We start from the raw sequence: 364 nt of genomic DNA on the forward strand, positions 1-364 counted from the left end.
TGCGCATCCCGATCACCGGCACCAACCCCAAGGCCAAGCGCCTGGAGTTCCGCTGCCCGGACTCCTCGGGCAACCCCTACCTGGCGTTCTCGGCGATGCTGATGGCCGGCATCGACGGCATCAAGAACAAGATCGAACCGGCGGCCCCGGTCGACAAGGACCTCTACGAACTGCCCGCCGACGAGGCCGCCAGCATCGCCCAGGCTCCGACATCGCTTTCCGAGGTGATCGACAATCTGGAAGCCGACCACGAATACCTCACCGAGGGCGGCGTGTTCACCCCGGACGTGATCGAGACCTGGATCAACTACAAGCGCGACAACGAGATCGCGCCGGTGAACCTGCGCCCGCACCCCTACGAGTT

Annotated in this window: 1 pseudogene; it reads left to right on the forward strand. The window is 64.8% G+C overall.

Annotated features, from left to right (window positions below):
* Window positions 1-364 (forward strand): annotated as a pseudogene (locus LI92_RS21540) (type I glutamate--ammonia ligase); the annotation flags it as partial.

Origin of the sequence: Mycobacterium sp. UM_Kg1, from assembly GCF_000972925.1 — a bacterium.
Lineage (GTDB): Bacteria > Actinomycetota > Actinomycetes > Mycobacteriales > Mycobacteriaceae > Mycobacterium > Mycobacterium hiberniae.